Below are 18,114 nucleotides of genomic sequence, written 5' to 3'. Positions count from 1 at the left end.
CGACGCCCTGTTCGAGGCACGGCCGGAGCCGGTCCGGTCGTCGGCGGCCGAGCCCGGACTCCGGGGCCAGGCCGAAGAGTCGTCCGTGTGACCGAGAGACCCGACGGCGCCGCCGAGGGGGTCGACGGCGTCCTCGCCGCCCTGGCGGACCCCACCCGCCGCCGCCTGCTCGACCTGCTCTCCGCCCAGGGGGAGGCCACCGCGACCACGCTCGCCGGAAGCCTTCCGGTGACCAGGCAGGCGGTGGTCAAGCACCTCGCCGTCCTGGACGCCGCGGGGCTGGTCTCCGGCGCCCGATCCGGCCGCGAGGTCCGGTACACGGTGCGGCCGGTCGCCCTGGACGCCACCGCGCGCTGGATGGCCACGCTCGCGGCCGACTGGGACCGCCGGCTCGCCACCGTCAAACGCATCGCGGAGGCGGCCGAACGCGAGGCGCGCCGGCCCGAGACCCCCCGGTAGGGGGCCGACGGACCGGGCCCGTACCGCCGGACCGGGCCCGTACTGCGGGTGCGGGCCCGCGCCGCGGTGCGGGCCCGCCCCGTGGCGGCGCCCGCCTGCCATGCACCACCCGCGGACTTCCTGCGCCCGCGGCGCCCCGCCCGTCCGCGGTGCCCCCTTCACCTCCGTCCCGTCGGCTCCGGCCCCGGGCGCACGAACAGCGCCCGGGGTCGGAGCCGTTCGTGTTCCAGGGCGGAGGGGGGAGTCGGCGCGGATCATTGCGCACCGTGAATTTGCTTGTGGCAAATACGACTTGGGAATCGGACGGTTGGAGGAAGAGGGCAATTTAGGAGACAACCGCTCAGCGCGCCCCTGACAACATCGGGTTGCTCGTGAATGTCCGTCCACCGCGAAGGAGTCACTTCCATGGGTGAGCAGCAGGGTCCGGCGGCGCGCGTTCCGCTGATCGAGGAGTCCGAGGCGACCGGCAGGACCGCGGAGCTCTACGACCTGATCAAGGCCAGGACCGGCCTCCCGTTCGTACCCGATATGTTTCGGCTCGTCTCCAGCCGACCGGATCTGATGGAGGTGCTCATCACCGGATACACCGGCGTCTTCAACGACGGTGTGCTGCCGCGGGCCACCCGCGAGATGATCTCCGCCTGGAGTTCCAAGGTCAACGGCTGCCCCTACTGCGTCGGCACCCACAACTGGTTCCTGTCGCAGTTCGGCGGCAGTGAGGAGCTGACCCACGCGATCGCCACCGCCGACAAGCCGGGCGAACTGCCGCTCGACGAGCGGACCCTGGCGCTGATGGAGCTGGTCACCCAGGTCTGCACCGGCGCCTACCGGATCACCGACGAGGACTGGGACCGGGTCGCCGCGGCCGGCTGGAGCAACGAGGAGATGCTGGAGGCGGTCTTCACCGCCGGGCTCTTCGCCTTCATCAACCGGCTGGTGGACGGCTTCGGCCTGGGCACCGCGATGACCCGCAGCCGGATCTCCCGGCAGTCCGACACCGACACCGACACCGGTGCGGACACCGGAGCCGGGACGGCGGCGTGATGGCGCCGTCCCGGGCGGTCCTGCTGACCGGCGCCTCCTCGGGCACCGGGATGTCCTCCGGCACCGGCCAGGCCGCGGCGCTGCGCCTGCACCGCGCGGGGTGGCCGGTCTACGCGACCGGCCGCAACCTGGAGGCACTCGCCGGCCTGGCGGCCGAGGGGATCCAGGTGCTCCACCTGGACGTGACGGACGAGCAGTCGATGATCGACGCGGTGGACAAGATCACCGCCGAGCACGGTGCGGTCGGCACCCTCATCAACAACGCGGCCTACAGCCTGAACGGCACCATCGGCGAGACACCGATCGAGGAGGTGCGCCGGCAGTTCGAGACCAACGTCTTCGGGCTCTCCCGGCTCACCCAGCTGGTGCTCCCCGGGATGCGTGCCCAGGGCAGCGGCCGGGTGGTCATCATGTCCTCGATCTTCGGCCAGTTCGCCACCCCGGGCCGCGGCTACTACCAGGCCACCAAGCACGCCCTGGAGGCGATCGGCGACTCGCTGCGGCACGAGGTCGCCGGCTTCGGCATCAAGGTGGTGCTGATCGAGCCCTCGCCGGTGCTCGGCGGTTTCGTGCCGATGTCGGTCGCCGACCTCGGGATGTCCGGACAGGAGAGGACCGGCCTGTACGACGACTTCTGGCAGTACTTCGTCGACTGGCACGGCGCGTACCGCGAGACCGACCACCCGACCGGGCGCGGCCGGATGGCCGTCCGCGCGGAGACCGTGGCGAAGGTCATCGAGAAGGCCGTGAGCAGCGACAACCCGCAGATCCGCTACCGGATCGGGGTGCCCTCGCGGCTGCTCCCCCGGATGCGCTGGACGATCGGAGACCGGCTCTTCGAGAAGTTCGTGCGGGCCTTCTTCCCGATTCCCTGACAGTTCAGCTGAGGAATGGTGTGACCGAGGAGTTCGACATCCCCAGTCTGGCGCGGGCGGTGGACTACCTGCTGGGCGGCGCGGCCAACGGGCCCGCCGACCGGGCGGCCGCCGAACGGGCCTGTACGGCCTGGCCGGCCGGTGACCTGCGGGCCGAGCTGCGGACGACCCGCGCCGCGCTCGGCCGGATCGTGGGCCACCTGGTCGGCGAGGCGGATCTGCGGCAGCTGCTGCACATCGGCGCGGGCCTGCCGACCATGGGCAGCACGCACCAGGTGGCCCAGCGGGTGTCCCCGGCCACCCGGGTCGTCTACGTGGGCCGGGACGAGACGGTCGTCGAGCACGCGCGGCAACTGCTCCGGCAGCAGCCGCGCAGCCCGACGTCCTACGTGCAGGGGGAGCTGGGCGATCCGGACCAGGTCCTGCGGGACGCCGCGGCGACGCTGGACCTGTCCCGTCCGGTCGGCCTGCTGCTCTTCGGGGCCCTGCACTTCGTCCCCGGCGCGGAGGATCCGGCGGGCCTGGTCCGGCTGCTGGTGGACGCCGTCCCGTCCGGCAGCTGGGTGGCCTTCGGCCACCTGGCGCCGCACGAGCTGGACGGGCCGATGGACGACGCGCTGGAGCTGCTCCTGCCCGGCTGGGGCGCCCAGGTGGTGCGCCGCGGCCGGGCCGAGGTCGCGGCCCTGCTGGGCGAGGGGCTCGAACTGGCGTCACCGGGAGTGGTGGTGCCGGGGGAGTGGCGTCCGGAGCCGTCGGCCGAGGAGGCCGGGGCCCCGGCGATGTGGTGTGCCGTGGCACGCAAGCCGTGAATCGACCGCTGACCGTTCGAACCGGGGAGAGTTCCGTGCGCAGAAAGTTTGTCCAGTCGCGCTTGCGAGGCCTGTCGTTGATGCAGGTGCGCCATGTGAAGCCGGTCGGCTTCGACCGGGCGCGCGGTGGCGTCGCCCAGGTCTACCGGGAGCTGGAACGGGACTTCGGGGTGCTCGCGCCGCCGATCGCCCTCCACTCGCCCGCGACCGGCCCGCTCGCCGCCAGCTGGTTGATGCTGCGGGAGACCATGCTGGTGGAGGGGGCCGCCCCACGGCCGGCCAAGGAGGCGGTGGCCTGCGCCGTCTCGGCGGGCAACGAGTGCCCGTTCTGCGAGCGGATGCACACCGCCGTCCTGCACAGCCTGACACCCGGCGCCGCCACCGACTGCGGCGCGGGGCGGTTCGACGCGGTCACCGAGTGGGCCCGGCTCGGCGCCGCCCGCGACACGGCGGCCGCCAACCCCCGGCCCTTCCCGGCCGGGCAGCTGCCCGAACTGCTCGGCACCGTCGTCATCATGCAGTACCTCAACCGGATGGTGAACGTCTTCCTCGGCGCGGTGCCGCTGCCGCCCGGCGCACCGGAGAGTTCGCTGCGCCCGGTGCTGCGGGTGCTCACCTGGCTGATCCGCTCCGCCGCCCGCTCCACCCCGGCGCCCGGCGTCTCGCTGGACCTGCTGGCGCCCGCCCCGCTGCCCGCGGACCTCGGCTGGGCCGAGGGCAACCCGGTGATCGCCTCGGCCTTCGCCCGGGCCGCCGCCGCCGTCGAGGAGGCCGGGCGCGAGGACGTGCCGAAGGCCGTCCAGGAGCTGTTGCACGACACCCTGGCGGGCTGGGACGGCCGCCCGCCCGGGCTCGGCCGGGGCTGGGCCGACGGGGCCGTCGCCGTGCTGGCTCCCGAGCTGCGCCCGGCGGCCCGGCTGGTGCTGCTGACCGCCCTCGCCTCCTACACCGTGGACGAGACCGTGATCGCCGACTTCCGCCGGTCGGCCGGCGGGACGGGCGACCGGGCACTGGTCGGGCTGACGGCCTGGGCCAGCCTGACGGCCGCCCGCCAGGTCGGGGCGTGGATGCAGCAGGACGGCTGACCGCCGCCGCCGCGGAGCGCCGGCACACCTTGTTCGTACGGATACCCCCGGATTCGCACGGAAGGAAGAGATGTCTTGCAAGCCGCAGTCGAGCGTGCCATCGCGACGATGTGGGAGCGCTACGAGGAGCCGCTGTCGTTGGACGACATCGCGGACACCGCCATTCTGAGCAAGTTCTACTTCTCCCGGGTGTTCCGGACACTCACCGGCACCTCGCCGGGGCGCTTCCTGTCCGCGATCCGGCTGCACAAGGCGAAGAACCTGCTGCTCCGGACCCCGCTGAGCGTCACCGACATCTCCTATCAAGTGGGTTACAACAGCCTCGGTACCTTCACCAGCCGCTTCACCCGCAGCGTCGGGCTCTCCCCGGGCCGCTACCGGACGCTGGCGAGGGCGGGCATGCCGCGGGAGCCGGGCGCCTTCCGCTCGACGGCCGCCCACCGGCCGTGCGCGGTGCGGGGCGTGGTCGACGTCCCGGACGTGGGGCTGCCGACCCGGATCTACGTGGCGGCGTTCAGCGACCCGATCGTCCAGGGCGAGCCGGTCGCCTGCGACGTGCTGGACGGGCCGGGCGCCTTCCGGCTGGACGGCGTCGTGGAGGGCGTGTGGCACCTGCGGGCCGCGGTGGTCGCGATGCGCGACGTCGAGCCGCTGCCCTGGAACCGCCGGCCGCTGTTCATCGGGGCGAGCCGCCCGGTGACGGTCCGGGCCGGGCAGGCGATCGAGGTCGATCTGGAGACCCGCGGGTTCTGTCCGTTCGACCTGCCGATCCTGCTCGCGCTGCCCGAACTCGACTGCTGGCAGCTGCCCCAGCCGCAACTGGCGGTCCGGACCCTGGGGTGAGGTCGGCCGGATCGGGCGTACCGGCCGGTTCGGGCCGGACGGACCGGGGCCCGGACGGGCGAGGCCCCGGTCACCGGCGTGTCCGCCCGGCCGCTCCATCGGCCGGGCGGACCCATCGGCGACCGGGGCCGGCCGCGGGTCTCATCCGTGGCGCGGCTCCCAGCGGAACAGCCGCCGCCCCAGCACCGCCGCCCCGGCCGTCCAGGCCGCGACCAGCAGCAGCGAGCCGGTCGCGTGCTGCCAGCCGTGCAGCAGGTCGATCCGCGCGAGCGCGCCGCCCGACCAGCTCTCCGCGCCGAACGGGCGACCGAACCAGGCCGTCCGCAGGGTCTCCACCACCGGTGCCAGCGGCAGGTTGTGGGCCGGCCCCTGCAGCCACTGCGGCATCGAGCTGAGCGGCGCCACCACGCCGCTGCCGAACATGCAGACCAGCAGCACCGGGGTGGCGACCATCGGCGCCGCCTCGGCGCTCGGGGTCACCCCGGACAGCGCCACCGCCAGCACCGCGAAGAGCAGATAGCCGGCCACCAGGGTGAGCGTGAAGAGCAGCGGGTCGGCGGGCAGCGGCGCCCCGAACCAGCCCACCGAGAGACCGCCCAGCAGCAGGACCTGCAGCAGCACCACCGCGCCGGCCGCGCCGAACTGCCCGGCGAAGATCGCCGTAGCCGGGACCTCGGTGCCGCGCAGCCGCTTGAGCACCAGGTCGTCACGGCGGGCGACCACGCCGTTCAGCAGGTTGATGAACGAGGTCACCAGCGCGAAGCCGATGAACCCGACGGTGCTGTACGCCGCCGCGTTCACCCCGCCGATCTCCTTGTCCCGCAGCGGCGCCGCCACCACCAGGTTCAGCAGCACCGGCAGCAGGAAGCCGATGAAGGTGGAACGCCGGTTGCGCCAGAACACCCGCCAGGAGAGCAGGAACTGGCCGCGCGCGTACTGCGGCCAGCCGAGTTCACGGTGCCGCTCGGCGGCCGCGCGGGGGCCGTCCTTCGTCCGCCCGGCCGCCGGGCTCGTCCCCCCGGTCGCCGGGCTCGTCCCCCCGGTCGTGCCGGTCGCTCCGCCGCGGATCACGCTGCTGTCGGTCGCGCTGCTCATCGGGTTCCCGCCCTCTCGTGTGCCAGCTCCAGGAAGACGTCCTCCAGCGAGGCGTTGCGCGCCTCGATGCCGTCCAGCTCCACCGACCGGCTCGCCGCCCAGGTGTGCAGCACGGCCAGGGCCGGCGCGGTCCGGGCCGCCGTGTAGACCACCGTGCCGTCCTCGACCACCGGTGACTCGCCCAGCACGGTGGGCAGTTGGACCGCCGTGAGGCCGGCCGGCAGCGGGAAGCTGATCCGGGTGCGGTGCCCGGAGAGCACCTCCTGGACCGTCCCGACCGCGGCCAGCCGGCCGCGGTCCATGATGGCCACCCGGTCGGCCAACTGCTGGGCCTCCTCCAGGTAGTGGGTGGTCAGCAGGACGGTCGTACCGGCCGCCCGGAGGTCCTGCACCAGGCGCCAGGTGATCCGGCGGGCCTCCGGGTCCATGCCGGTGGTCGGCTCGTCCAGGAACAGCAGCTCCGGCGCGTTCAGCACCGCCAACGCCAGGTCCAGGCGCCGCCGTTCGCCGCCGGACAGCTGCCCGACCCGGGTGCCGGCGCGCTCGGTCAGGCCCACCTGGCCGAGCACCTCGGCGGCGGGCCGCGCGCCGGACAGGAAGGAACGCCAGGAGTCGACCGTCTCCCGGACGGTCAACTCCTTGAAGAAGCCGCCCTCCTGGAGCATCACCCCGGTCCGGCGCCGGACCGAGGTGCCCTGGGCGTACGGGTCCGCCCCCAGGACCCGGACGGTGCCCGAGCTCGGCGGGCGGTATCCCTCCAGCACCTCCAGGGTGGTGGTCTTGCCGGCGCCGTTGGTGCCCAGCAGGGCGAACAGCTCGCCCCGCGCGACCGTGAAGGAAATACCCCGCACGGCTTCGTATTCGCCGTAGCTGCGGTGCAGGTCCCGCACCTCGACGGCCGGTGTCCCGGGAATTCCCGGGCCTGTGGTGAGTGTCATGGAATACAGCGTGACCTGCGTATGGCGATGAACGCAAGATGGGATAACAGTGCATGTCAGAGGGGGTGCAAAATGTCATGGATCAGAGTGTTGCATTTTGTAGGGGGGAATTCCTGACATCCCCTACTGACGAACTTATGTGCCCCGGGTGCATAGTTTTCTCATCGCCACCAGCGAGCCGGAGAAAAAGCCGGAAAGCGAAATGGCGCCGAAGGTGACCAGCCCCGCCGGGGCCGGCGCCTCACCCGGAGGGAGACCATCATGGCCGACAACGAGATCACCTCGAACGAGCAGTTCGACATCGAGATCGAGGAGCTGGACACCGTCAACGGTGGCATCAGCGTCAGCTCGCTGGCCTGCGCCGCCTGCCCCGTCTCCAGCTTCTCCTCCGTCTCCAACGCGGCCGCCGAGACCGCCGCGGAGTAACGGGTCCTGTGCCGCGGTGGTTCCGTCAAGGCGGGGCCATCGCGGCACCCCTGTTTCCGCCTCCCGCATCACCCTGGGGCGGGTGCGGCCGGCCTTCACCGGGCGCCACCCCCCATCCGGCGAATCGCCGACCACCTTCCGCACACCAGTAGTTGAGGAGAGCCGGGCCATGGAGAGCCTCCGGCACGAGCTTGCGCGGTTCATCCAGCAGCCCGCCGCGCAGCAGGACCCACCCGCGCTCTACCGCCGGCTGCTGGCCGAGGCGCCGGTGCTCGACCTCGGCCGGGTCCACGTGGTCTCCGGCTACCAGGAGATCATCACCGTCCTCATGCACCCGGGAACGGCCGTCGACCCGACCGCCGTCGGCCTGCCCAGGGCCGGTTCCACCGCCCTCGCCCGGATCGTCAACCGGATGCTCCCGATGCGGGACGGCGCCGACCACACCCGGCTCAAGCGCCTTGCCACCACGGCCTTCAGTGCCCGCCGGCTGGAGCAGATGCGGGCCCGCATCGAGTCCACCGCCGCCCGGATGCTGGACCCCCTGCTCGCGGCCGGCTCCTTCGACGTGGTCGCCGACCTCGCCGTGCCGCTGCCGGTGGCCGTCTCCTGTGCCATCCTCGACATCCCCGACTCCGAGCAGGACCGCGTCACCGGCTGGGCGAAGCTGGTCGCGCGCTCCCTGCTCGACGACTTCGGCGACCAGGCCGACCCGGCGCACATCGCCGAACTGGACGCCGAGTTCGACGAGTTCCGCAGCTACGTGGAGGAGCTTTGCGCGGCCCGCGCGGCCGCCCCCGGCGACGACCTGATCAGCCGGCTCACGGTGGCCCGGGCCGAAGGCCGCCTCGACCACGAGGACCTGCTCGCCTTCGTGGTGATGCTGCTTGCCAACGGGCTGGAGACGCTGACCTCCGGGCTGGCCGTCGCCGTCTGGCAGCTCCTGCAGGAGCCGGCCCTCGGTGACCTGCTCCGGGCCCGGCCCGAGCGCGCCGAGGCGGTGTTCGACGAGGCCCAGCGGCTCGGCAGTCCGGTGCGCGCCAGCGCCCGCGCCCTCACCGGCGAGGTCGCCGTGGGCGGCACGGTGATCCCGGCGGGCCGGGTGGCGCTGCTGCTGTACGCGGCGGCCAACCGCGACCCGCGCCGGTTCGCCGAGCCGGACCGCTTCGACCCGGACCGGGCCGAGCTGCGCCATCTGGCGTTCGGCCACGGTCCGCACCACTGCCTCGGCGCGCCGCTGTCGCTGATGGCGGGCGCCGCCGTGCTGCGCGGCCTGGCGCGGGCGGGGGAGACCCGCGAGCTGCGCACACCGCTGACGCCGGCCACCGTGCCGTGGAGCACCCAGTTCGTCTTCGGCGGGATGCGGGAGCTGCCGTTGCGTTGCCCACCCCGGGCGGGGGGCGGTCCGGAGCCCGCCGGGCCCACCGGACTCGCCGGGCCGGACCGCCTCGCGGAGCCCGCCGGGCTGGCCGGGGCGGTGCGCGGATGAGCGGCGCGGCGACCAGGAAGCGACCGGGCCGACCGTCCGCGAAGGGCCTGCCGGGCGACGGCACACCGAGGGACGGCACGGCGAAGAACGGCACGGCGAAGAACGGCACACCGAGGGACGGCACGGCGAAGAACGGCACACCGAGGGACGGCACGACGAAGAACGGCACACCGATTGACCACACATCCAGGGACGACACACCGAAGGACGGCACACCGGGCCGGCTACGGAGAACGGACGGCGGGGAGAGCGTGAGCGTATCGACCGAGGTGGACGGACCACGGGCCGCGAGCACCGCCCGTCCGACGCAGGACCCGGCGCCGGGCCCCGACCCGTCCACCCGTACCGCCGCAGGCGCCCCCTCACCCGCGTCCGCACCCCGCGGCGCCGCCGTCCTGGAACCCGGGCTGGACCGTCCGGTCGGACTGGTCGGCGCACGGCTGTGGGCCGCCGCCGCCGCGCTGCTGCTGGTGGTCGGCGCGGGCACCGGCTGGGCGCTGTTCGGCACCCTGCCGCACACTTCGGCCCTCCCCGCGCTGCTCGCGCACGGCCCGGCCCCGGAGACCGTCCGGGCCGACCGGGCGGGCGCGCTGCTCGGCTACCGGGTCCTCCCCGGTCAGCGGGTGACCCAGGGCCAGCCACTGGCGCTGCTGCGGACCGCCGACGGGACGGAGGTGCCGGTGCCGGCGCCCGCGGACGGGACGGTCACCTCGCTGCTCGCCGCACCCGGCGACGAGCTCGCGCCGGGAGCCGCCGTCGCCTCCCTGGACGACGGCCGGCAGCCGCGCACGCTGCGGCTGTACGCCACCACGCTCAAGCAGGCCGGGCAGCTGGCACCGGGCCGGACGGTGCTCGTCCCGGTGCCCGGGAAGGGCGTCGTCCGGGCGACCGTCACCGCCGTGGACCCGCTGCCGGCGCGGGCCGACTCGCTGGCCGGGAGCTTCTCCGTCCCGCTGCCGGGTCTGCCCGTGGGGGCGGCTCCGGTGTGGACGGCCTACGCGCTGCTGCCGGAGCCCGAGGGCCCGGGGGTCGGACCGGTACCGCTGACGGTCTCCGTCGATCTCGGGGCCCGCCACCCGTACCAGGCCGTGTTCGGAACGGGGGCCAAGCGGTGAGCCTCGACGTACGCGAGAACGCGGCGCCCGCCGGCCTGCGGCCGGTGGGGGAGCCCGCCCCGGACCCGGCGCGGGGGACGGCCCCGGAGCGGCCGGCCCGCAGCTGGCGCCCGCGGGCGTCCGTCGGGCGCGGTACCACGCGGCCCCGCCGCCACCTGCGCACCCCGGTGGTGCCGCAGATGGAGGAGCAGGACTGCGGGGCGGCCTGCCTCGCGGTGGTGCTCGGCGCGTTCGGCCGGCGGGTGACCCTGCACGAGGCCTCGCGGTCCTGCGGGGTGAGCCGGGACGGTGTGAGCGCGGCGGCGGTCGCCCGGGCGGCCGGCCGGTACGGACTGCTGGCGCGGGGGCGCCGGGTGGTCCGCGGCGAGGGGCGGCTGCTCGGGCTGGAGCAGGTGCCGGTGCCGTCGATGGTGCTGGTCACCGGGCCGCACTTCGCGGTCTTCGAGGGTCTCAAGCGGGGCCGGGTGCACGTCAACGACCCCTCGCTGGGCACCTATTCGGCGACTCCGGCGGAATTCTGGGACTCCTTCGCCGGGATCGCGGTCGGCTTCGAGCCAGGGCCTGACTTCGAGCCGGGCGGCCGGCGGTTCCCGCTGCTGCGGGCGCTGACCACACGGATGCGCCCGTTCGCCGGGCCGCTGCTGCTGGCGGTGCTGCTCGCGGTGCTGCTGGCGGTGCCGGGCGTCGCGGCGGCCTTCCTGCTGCGGGCCTACCTGGCCTCCGTGGTGCTGGGCGGTTCGACCGCCTGGGCCCTGCCGCTCACCCTGACCGCCACCGTGGTGGCCGCCACCGTGCTGCTCGGCACCTGGCTCCAGCAGAGTCTGGTCAACCGGGTGCTGGAGGCGATGGCGGCCCGCTCCTCGGCCGGGTTCCTGTGGCGGATGCTGAGACTGCCCGGTTCGTTCTTCCACCGCCGCCAGCTCGGCGGCCTGGTGACCCGGGTGCAGATGAACGACGGCCTGGCCATGCTGCTGTCGCACCGCTCGGCCGGCGCCGCCGCCTCGGTGGCCTCGGCCGCCGTGCACCTGAGCGCGCTGCTCTGGCTGGAGCCGCGGCTGGCGGCGGTGCCGGTGGTGGTGGCCGTACTGGACGTGCTGGCGCTGCGGGTCGCCGAGCGGCGGCGCGGCGGACTGGTGCACCGGATGCACGCCGAGCAGTACAAGCGCGACGGGGTGGCCTTCGCCGGGGTGTCCGCGATCGAGACGCTGAAGGCGGAGGGCGCGGAGGACTCGTTCTTCCGCTCCTGGGCGGGCTGGCAGGCCCGGGCGATGGAGACCGGGCAGCGGGTGACCTCGGCGGTGATCGTGCCGCTGTCGCTGCCCGGCGCGCTCAACTCGGCGGCCACCGCGACCGTGGTGGTGGCGGGCACCTCGCTGCTGATCGGCGGCACGCTGTCGGCCGGCACCCTGCTGGCCTTCCTGCTGCTGCTGAACGGGTTTCTCCTACCTGTCGGGCAACTGGTCGGCACGGGTTCGGAGTTCTCGATGGCCAGGGCGCAGAACGCGCTGCTGGAGGACGTCGAGAGCACCGAGCCCGACCCGTACCTGACGCCCGTCCTGGACGCCCCGGAGCTCGGCGACAGCGGCCAGGAGGCGCTGCTGACCGGCGAGTTGGAGCTGCGAGAGGTCTCCTTCGGCTACGACCCCAACCGCCCGCCCGCGCTGTCCGGGATCTCGCTGCGGATCCGCCCGGGGGAGTGGGTGGCCGTGGTGGGCGGCAGCGGCAGCGGCAAGTCGACGGTGGCCAGGATCGCGGCCGGGGTGCTGCGCCCGTGGGGCGGCGAGGTGCTGCTGGACGGCCGGCCGCGGGACGACTGGCACCGGGCCGTGGTGACCGGCCAGGTCGCTTATGTGGAGCAGCAGTTGAGGCTCTTCGAGGGCACCGTCCGGGAGAACCTCACGCTCTGGAACCCGGCCGCCGACGAGGACGCCCTGCGGCGCGCGCTGGACGACGCCGAGGCCGCCGACCTGGTGGCACGCCGGGGCGGGTTGGACGGCGGGCGGATCGAGGAGGACGCCCGCAACCTCTCCGGCGGGGAGCGCCAGCGGCTCGAACTGGCCCGCGCGCTCGCCCTCGACCCGGCCCTGCTGGTGCTGGACGAGGCCACCTCCGCACTGGACGCCCACACCGAGGCCGCCGTCAACGAGAACCTGCGGCGCCGGGGCACCACCTGCCTGGTGCTGGCCCACCGCCTCAGCACGATCCAGGCCGCCGACCGGGTGCTGGTGCTGGCGGGCGGCCGGATCGTCCAGCAGGGGACGCCGGCCGAACTGGCCGCCGTCCCCGGCCCGTACCGCACGCTGCTCGCCGAGAAGGCGCCGGCGGCGGACCCGACCGTACGTCCCGTCGAGCAGAAGGAGGAGAACGCATGAGCGCCACGGCGACCCGGCCGGTGACCCCGGCGACCCCGGCGGCGACGACCGCCGCCGCCACGGTCGAGGCCAACCGCTCGGCCCTGGCGGCCGCCGTGGGCGCGCTGCACGCCGGACGGGGGCGGGCGCCCGCCGCCCGGCCCGTCCCCTCGCACCCGGCCGAGCAGGCCCGCGCCGTGCTGCTGGCGCTGGGCCTGGCCGGCGAGGCCGGCCAGGAGGGGGCCGTACTCCCGCCCGCCGTGCGGAACTCCCGTGACCCGCTGACCGTACTGCTGCGGTCGGCCGGGGTGCGGCACCGCCCGGTGACGCTGCCCGCGGGGGCGGACGGCGGCGGGGACCCGACCGGGACGGCCGGCCCGATGGTGGGGTTCGCGGTGGCGGACGGCCGCCCGGTGGCGCTGGTGCCGCGCCCGGGCGGCGGGCACCGCCGGGTCGACCCGGCCGGCGCCGGGGCCGGCCCGGTCACCCTGCGGACGGCGGCGCTGCTGCTCTACCGGCCGCTGCCCGCGGGGGACCTGGCACCGGCGGATCTCGCCCGCTTCGTGCTCTCGGTTCCGGGGGCCCGGCTGGACCTGGGCCGGCTGGCTGTGGCCGGCCTGGTGTCCGCGCTGCTCGGGCTGCTGATCCCGCTGAGCACGGGGGTGCTGCTGCCGAACCTGCTGGCGGCGGACCGGCACCCGGTCCGCTGGCTGGCGGTGCTGCTCGGTTCGGCGGTGCTGGCGTCCTGGCTGCTGGTGATCGTCCGCAACACCGCCGCCGTCCGGCTGACCGGGCGGGTGCAGAGCGCTCTGGAACCGGCTGTCTGGGACCGTCTGCTCGGTCACGACGCCCGGTTCTTCCGCGACTACACCACGGGTGACCTGGTGCATCGCGCCAACGCGGTCGCCCAGGCCCGGCAAGCGCTGTCCGAGGTGCTGGTCGGCGCGGTGCTGGGGGCGGTGTTCGCCACCTCGGGGCTCACCGTCCTGCTGCTGGTGGATCCCTGGCTCGGCGGGCTGCTGCTGCTCGCCGTGCTGGCGGTGACCGGGTTGCTGCTCCTGCTCGGTCGCCGCCGCCAGCGCCACGAGAGCACGGTGTTCGAACTGCACGGCCGGCTGCACGGCGTGCTGTACGGGCTGCTGCTCGGCATCGACAAGATCCAGACGGCGGGCCGGGAGATCCAGGCCTTCGCCCGGTGGGCGGTGCCGTTCGCCGAGCAGAAGCGGGCCGACGCCGCCGCCCAGCGGGCCGACGCCGCGGCCGGCGCGCTCACCGCCGCCCTCCAACCGCTGCTGCTGGCGGTGCTGCTGGCGGGGGCGACGGCCGCCGGTTCGACGCCCTCGGGCCACCTGATGGCGGCCGGTGTGGCGGCCGGCCAGGTCGCCATGGCACTCGGCCAGGTGACCCACGCCGCGGCCAGCGCCTACGGCATCGCGCCGGTGCTGGACCGGATCCGGCCGATCCTGGCCGAGGTCCGGCCGGTGGACGGGCCGCAGGAGCTCACCGACCCGGGCGAGCTGCGCGGGGCGGTCGCCCTGGACCAGGTGACCTTCCGCTACCCGGGGACGGCCGCGCCCGCGCTCGAAGGTGTCTCGCTGCACGCCGGTCCGGGCGAACTGGTCGCGGTGGTCGGCCCGTCCGGGGCCGGCAAGTCCACGCTGGTGCGGCTGCTGCTCGGCTTCGAGCGGCCGGAGTCCGGCGCCGTCCGGTACGACGGCCGCGACCTGGCCGGCCTGGACGCCCGGCTGGTGCGGCGCCAGCTGGGCGCCGTCCTGCAGCACGGCCGGATGCTGCGCGGCTCGCTGCTGGAGAACCTGGCCGGCACCGACACCGACGTGACCGAGGAGCAGGTCTGGGAGGCCGCCGAACTGGCCGGCATCGCCGAGGAGCTGCGCCGGCTGCCGCTCGGCCTCGGCACCCGGGTGGGGGAGGACGCCCAGGGCTTCTCGGGCGGCCAGGTGCAGCGCCTGCTGCTGGCGCGCGCCCTGGTCCGACGGCCCGCCGTCCTGCTGCTGGACGAGGCCACCTCCGCCCTGGACAACGCGACCCAGCTGCGGGTCGCCGAGGCCGTCGCGGGACTGGATCGCACCCGCGTGGTGATCGCCCACCGACTGAGCACCATCCGCACCGCCGACCGTATCCACGTGCTCTCCGGCGGCCGCCTGACGGCCTCCGGCACCTACGACGAACTACTCGGCCACGACCCGCTGTTCACCCGACTCGCCCGACTCCAGGAGATGTGAGATGCCGCTCGACCTGCAGACCTGGCTCCGCCCCGTCGACGGCGCCACCGCCCCGGCCGACGGCCACCCCGACACCGACGACCCGGCCCCTTCGGCCGAGCAGCTGCTGCCCGGCCCGGCCAGGGGCGACGAACGGCTGCGCGCCCTGGTCGCCGCCGCCGCCCCGTTCGACGAACGGGCCGCCGCCCGCCCGGACGGGACCGCCTTCTTCGCCCCCGACCCGGACGAGGACCGCCGCGCCCGCGGCGCCGCGGTCGACACCTGGCTGCGCCGGGCCGGCGGCCAGCACGGCGGCGCCGCGGTGCTGCTGGAGCACTTCGCCGAGACCGGCCGACCGCTCGGCGACGGCCTGCGCGGGGTCGTCCTCGCCGACCCGGCGAAGCTGCCCGGCTGGGCGCTGGTGCTCGCCGCCTTCCTGCGGACGCTGCCGGTCGCCGCCGGCCCCGGGACGGCCGGGCCCGGCGCCCTCACCGCCGCCTTCGCCGCGGCCGCCGACGCGCTGCTGCCGCACGGCAGCGGCGGCATCCTCGGCGTCCCGGTCACCGACCGGGCCCGCGCCGACCTGGCCGGCACCCTGGTCGCCCGGCTGACCGAGGCCTGCAACCTCTCGTTCTGCCACGAGCTGCAGGCCGCCACCGGCCGCCCGCGCGCCAACGACTGGGACACCGCCGGCGGCCTGGACACCTCCCAGGAGGGCTGGCTGGCCCGGCTGGAGCGGCTGCCCGCGCTGGCGTACCTGGTCGGTACGGTCTGCCGGCAGTGGCAGCACGTGCAGACCGAGCTGTTCGCCCGGCTCGCCGCCGACCGCTCGCTGCTGGTCGAGCGGATGTGGCAGGGCGAGGACCCGGGCGCGCTGGACTCGGTCCGCGGCGACGCGGGCGACCGGCACGCCGGCGGGCGCTCGGTGTCGCTGCTGCACTTCGCCGGCGGCCGGTCCGTGGTCTACAAGCCGAAGGACATGCGGCACGCCACCGCCTACCTGGACCTGGTGCGCCGGCTCAACGGCGAGCTGTCGCTGGACCTCCCGGTGCGTACGGTGCTGGTCCGCAGCGACCGCGGCGACGACGGCCACGCGGCCTCGCTGGCGGCGGACTGCGACAGCGACTACGGCTGGGAGGAGCTCGTCCCGCACCGTCCGGTGGCCGACCGCGGCGGTTTCGCCCGGTTCTACCGCCGGCTCGGCATGACCGTCCGGCTGGTGCAGCTGCTGGAGGGCCGCGACCTGTGGGCCGACAACCTGCTCGCGGACGGCGAGCACCCGGCGCTGATCGACCTGGAGTGCCTGCTCTACCCGCGGGTACAGACCCCGCCGGCGATCAGCCCCGAGCACCACGGCCTGCTGGACGACCTGGAGTCCACCGTGGTGCGGACCGCGATGGCCTTCCAGCCCTGGACCCCGGCCAAGCAGAAGCACGCCCTGGACATCGGCTGCCTGTCCCGGATCGGCGGCCTGGAGGTCGCCCCCGGCGTGCCCGCCCTGCCGCTGCCGCCCTACCGCCCGGTGCTGCACACCGAATCCGGCACCACCGAGACCGCCGACCCGTGGGAGCACACCGACGAGGTCGTCGAGGGCTACCGCGAGATGCACCGGGCGCTGCACCGGCTGCGCGGGGAACTCGCCTCCCCCGAAGGTCCGTTGGCGGCGTTCCGGGGGATCTGGGTGCGCTACATCTGGCGCCACACCTGGGACGGCTACAAGATCCTCTCGGCCTCGACCAGCCCGCTCGCCCTGGACAGCGGCGCGACCCGCGAGACGGTGATCGCCGGCGCGCTGCAGGGCGCCACCACCGCCCTGGCCGGCGACGGCGACCGCGGCGACCTGCTGGAGGTGGTGCTCGCCGAACTCGACTCCTTCCGGCTGCTGGACATCCCCTTCTTCCGCTCGCTGACCTCCTCCTCCTCGGTCTTCACCGCCGACGGCCGGGAGATCCCCGGCCACTTCCGCGGCACCGGTTGGCAGCGCCTGCAGCAGCGGGTCGCCGAACTCGACGACTTCGACCTGGACGCGCACCTCGCCGTCCTCAGCGGCTGCGTGGACGCGGCCCGGGGCGGCGGCGAGCGGCCCGCCCCCGCCGCCGCCCGTACCGCCCGGGCCACCGTGCCGACCGGCGCGGACCTGCTCGACCACGCGGTGCGGATCGGCGACCGGATCCTCGCCGACCGGCGCGGCACCGGCTGGCTCGGCCAGAGCTGGTACCCGGGCACCGGCCTGCGCCAGGTCGAGGTGCTCAGCGCCGACCTGGTCACCGGCACCCCCGGCCTGGCCGTGCTGTTCGCCGAACTCTGGGCCGCGACCGGCGAACCGCGCTTCCACCGCGCCGCCCACCGCACCCTGACCGCCGCCGCCCGGCTGATCGACCCGGACGCCCCGCGGGCCTTCGCCTTCGCCGCCGACACCCGGCTGGCCGGCGGCACGCCCGTCCCCGGCGGCTTCGCCGGCCCCGGCTCGCTCATCCACGCCCTCGCCCGGGCCGGCAGCCTGCTCGGCTCTCCCGAACTCCTCGCCTCCGCCCAGGCCCTGGTGCCCGGCGCGCTCGGCGTCGCCGCCGCCGCGCCGGCCCGCCCCGGCCGCCCCGTGCGCACCCCGCACCCGGACACCCCGCTCGGCAGCGCCGGCCTGCTGCTCAACCTGCTCCGGCTGCGCCGGGCCACCGGCCCCGGCCACGCCCCGACCGAGGACGGCATCCGGACCCTGGCCGCCGCCGCCCTCGACCACCTGATCGCCGACCGGGGCGCCGACGGCGAGAGCGAGGCCGACAACGGCTTCCTCGACCTCGTCCCGTCCGGCGCCGACTCGGTCGCCGCCGCGCTCGCCCGGACCGTCGCCGAGGCGCCCGCCCTGCTGGCGAGCGCCGACGCCGTTCGGGAGCGGCTGCGCGGCCACCGCTTCGCCACCGCCACCCGGGCCGGGCGACTGGCCTGCCTGGACACCGCCGTCGCGCTCGGCGCCGGCATCGTCGACCCCGCCGAACTCGGCGCCCTCACACCGCCGGTGGGAGCCCGGCAGATCACCGGCCGGACCACCAGGGACCTGGTCGCCACCGCCGGGGAGGCACTCACCGCCGCCGAGGCCGGGCTGCTGCACACCCTGCCCGAGGCCTCCGACTCGGCCCTGCCCGGCCCGTTCTACGACGGCCGGGAGGCCGCCGCCCTGCTGGTCGGCGAGCTGATCGCCCGCCACGACGCCACCGGCAGCTGGTACTCCGACCGGGCCGCGGACGACCGGATCAACCTCGGCGCGCTGGACGGCTCGGCGGCCGTCGGCCTGCTGCTGCTGCGCCTGCTCGACCCCGCCACCGCCCCGCTCGCCACCCTGCGCTGACCGCCGCACCAGAACCCGAGGGA

The 18,114-nt window shown here is 75.2% G+C and carries 14 protein-coding genes; 12 read left to right on the top strand and 2 right to left on the bottom strand.

Annotated features, from left to right (window positions below; translation table 11 throughout):
- Positions 1 to 87: 87 nt before the first annotated feature.
- The 6 genes from OG689_RS11975 to OG689_RS11950 all read left to right on the top strand — a co-directional run bounded on the left by OG689_RS11975 (position 88) and on the right by OG689_RS11950 (position 5,115).
- Complete coding sequence (locus OG689_RS11975) at positions 88 to 459, top strand: metalloregulator ArsR/SmtB family transcription factor (RefSeq protein WP_266320031.1); 372 nt, start codon at positions 88 to 90, stop codon at positions 457 to 459.
- A gap of 405 nt (positions 460 to 864) precedes the next feature.
- Positions 865 to 1,503, top strand: coding sequence for a peroxidase-related enzyme (locus tag OG689_RS11970; RefSeq protein ID WP_266320029.1), 639 nt, complete (start codon positions 865 to 867; stop codon positions 1,501 to 1,503).
- Positions 1,503 to 2,378 (top strand): SDR family NAD(P)-dependent oxidoreductase, encoded by an 876-nt coding sequence (locus OG689_RS11965; RefSeq protein ID WP_266327038.1) that lies wholly within the window; start codon positions 1,503 to 1,505, stop codon positions 2,376 to 2,378. The genes OG689_RS11970 and OG689_RS11965 overlap by 1 nt, the downstream gene beginning before the upstream one ends.
- A 20-nt stretch (positions 2,379 to 2,398) precedes the next feature.
- Positions 2,399 to 3,187, top strand: coding sequence for an SAM-dependent methyltransferase (locus tag OG689_RS11960; RefSeq protein ID WP_266320028.1), 789 nt, complete (start codon positions 2,399 to 2,401; stop codon positions 3,185 to 3,187).
- A 35-nt stretch (positions 3,188 to 3,222) separates the two neighbouring features.
- Complete coding sequence (locus OG689_RS11955; protein WP_266320027.1) at positions 3,223 to 4,272, top strand: hypothetical protein; 1,050 nt, start codon at positions 3,223 to 3,225, stop codon at positions 4,270 to 4,272.
- Positions 4,273 to 4,347: 75 nt separating this feature from the next.
- Positions 4,348 to 5,115: a helix-turn-helix transcriptional regulator gene (locus tag OG689_RS11950; RefSeq protein WP_266320025.1), complete on the top strand. Its 768-nt coding sequence runs from the start codon at positions 4,348 to 4,350 to the stop codon at positions 5,113 to 5,115.
- 141 nt (positions 5,116 to 5,256) lie between these two features.
- Here OG689_RS11950 and OG689_RS11945 read toward each other — a convergent pair whose 3' ends face one another.
- Positions 5,257 to 6,210, bottom strand: a complete 954-nt coding sequence (locus OG689_RS11945; RefSeq protein WP_266320023.1) for an ABC transporter permease — start codon at positions 6,208 to 6,210, stop codon at positions 5,257 to 5,259.
- Entirely contained in the window at positions 6,207 to 7,148 is a 942-nt protein-coding gene (locus OG689_RS11940; protein ID WP_266320021.1) for an ABC transporter ATP-binding protein, read from the bottom strand. Before OG689_RS11940 ends, OG689_RS11945 begins: the two co-directional genes overlap by 4 nt.
- Positions 7,149 to 7,409: 261 nt before the next feature.
- On the opposite strand from OG689_RS11940, the gene OG689_RS11935 reads away from it, so the two are divergent.
- The 6 genes from OG689_RS11935 (at position 7,410) to OG689_RS11910 (ending at position 18,091) form a co-directional block, all read left to right on the top strand.
- Positions 7,410 to 7,574 carry a hypothetical protein gene (locus OG689_RS11935; protein WP_190211860.1) on the top strand — a complete coding sequence of 55 codons (165 nt, stop codon included), beginning with the start codon at positions 7,410 to 7,412 and terminating at the stop codon, positions 7,572 to 7,574.
- 169 nt (positions 7,575 to 7,743) lie between these two features.
- Positions 7,744 to 9,060, top strand: a complete 1,317-nt coding sequence (locus tag OG689_RS11930) for a cytochrome P450 (protein WP_266320020.1) — start codon at positions 7,744 to 7,746, stop codon at positions 9,058 to 9,060.
- 251 nt (positions 9,061 to 9,311) lie between these two features.
- Complete coding sequence (locus OG689_RS11925) at positions 9,312 to 10,175, top strand: biotin/lipoyl-containing protein (protein ID WP_266320019.1); 864 nt, start codon at positions 9,312 to 9,314, stop codon at positions 10,173 to 10,175.
- Positions 10,172 to 12,547: an ATP-binding cassette domain-containing protein gene (locus OG689_RS11920; protein WP_266320018.1), complete on the top strand. Its 2,376-nt coding sequence runs from the start codon at positions 10,172 to 10,174 to the stop codon at positions 12,545 to 12,547. Before OG689_RS11925 ends, OG689_RS11920 begins: the two co-directional genes overlap by 4 nt.
- Positions 12,544 to 14,769, top strand: coding sequence for an ATP-binding cassette domain-containing protein (locus tag OG689_RS11915; protein WP_266320017.1), 2,226 nt, complete (start codon positions 12,544 to 12,546; stop codon positions 14,767 to 14,769). Before OG689_RS11920 ends, OG689_RS11915 begins: the two co-directional genes overlap by 4 nt.
- A gap of 1 nt (position 14,770) precedes the next feature.
- Positions 14,771 to 18,091, top strand: a complete 3,321-nt coding sequence (locus OG689_RS11910; RefSeq protein WP_266320016.1) for a DUF4135 domain-containing protein — start codon at positions 14,771 to 14,773, stop codon at positions 18,089 to 18,091.
- Positions 18,092 to 18,114: the final 23 nt, after the last annotated feature.

This window comes from Kitasatospora sp. NBC_00240, assembly GCF_026342405.1.
In the GTDB taxonomy this organism is placed as follows: domain Bacteria; phylum Actinomycetota; class Actinomycetes; order Streptomycetales; family Streptomycetaceae; genus Kitasatospora.
The sequence above is the reverse complement of the archived record's forward strand: the minus strand, read 5'-3'. Positions and strand labels throughout refer to the sequence as shown.